Raw genomic sequence first — 848 nt, 5'->3', positions numbered from 1 at the left:
ATGCCGATCTTCACGCCATGCCCGGGCGAAAGCTGCTACGCGTTCATAGGAGCCATCATATCCCAGCTTCACCAGATCAGCATGCATTTGCTTCACTGTCCGCCGCTCTTTGCGTGACTTCCGCGTCTGGATTAAAAGCCAGGCTGACAGCCGATCCGAATAGGGATCCAGCTTGCTTGGACGCTTGGGCGTCTTGAACTGCGGTTCCACCGCACCTTCACGCAGATACTTCTTTATCGTGTTCCGAGACAAACCCGTCCGCCGGGCAATCTCCCTGATTGGCATCTTGTCACGCAATGCCCAGCGTCGAATGACACTCAAAAATCCCATGTCGATCACTCCAAATCCCCCCAACCAAAACCGTCGGGGAAGTGTGTTCACATGGGTCAATTCTCAGTGACAATTTATGGGGCTACCGGGTCAGTTCTCAGTGACAATCAACAGCACATTGCGTTTCTCAGCCCATTCCATGAGCTTCCCGCTGACGTATTCTGGGCCGTTGTCCACACGAATAGCTTGGGGCTTTCCGCGCCACTCAATGATCTGGTTCGAGAGTGTCCGATCTTTTGTGTAACTGCGAACTGGTCCATGCTTCCTGAGAGGAGCAAGGACGATGACCATATCCAAGGAACTGCTGGACGAACTACTGAAGGGCTGCGAGCGGCCTGAAGACCTGCTTGGCGATGCCGGGCTAATGAAAGAGCTCAAGATCAAGCTGATGGAGCGGATGCTCGGTGCTGAGCTGACGGCACATCTGGGCTATGAAGACGGCAAGGATGCCCCGCCTGATCAGGCCAACCGTCGCAACGGCTCATCTGCCAAGAGATTGAAGGGGCAAGACGGCGAAC

Annotated in this window: 2 protein-coding genes and 1 pseudogene; 1 reads left to right on the top strand and 2 read right to left on the bottom strand. The window is 54.8% G+C overall.

Features of this window, described 5'->3' with window-relative positions; all coding sequences use genetic code 11:
• Positions 1–330, bottom strand: a 330-nt coding sequence (locus tag A3722_RS23175; protein WP_150120095.1) for a helix-turn-helix domain-containing protein, incomplete at its 3' end; no start/stop codon positions are given.
• Between the two features lie 108 nt (positions 331–438).
• A pseudogene (locus A3722_RS23860) lies at positions 439–549 on the bottom strand (IS3 family transposase); the annotation flags it as partial.
• 64 nt (positions 550–613) lie between these two features.
• On the opposite strand from A3722_RS23860, the gene A3722_RS05135 reads away from it, so the two are divergent.
• A partial coding sequence (locus tag A3722_RS05135) for a transposase (RefSeq protein WP_201721969.1) occupies positions 614–848 on the top strand: 235 nt, incomplete at its 3' end.

The organism is Sulfitobacter sp. HI0027, assembly GCF_001634775.1.
Taxonomy (GTDB): domain Bacteria; phylum Pseudomonadota; class Alphaproteobacteria; order Rhodobacterales; family Rhodobacteraceae; genus Sulfitobacter.
The sequence above is the reverse complement of the archived record's forward strand: the minus strand, read 5'-3'. Positions and strand labels throughout refer to the sequence as shown.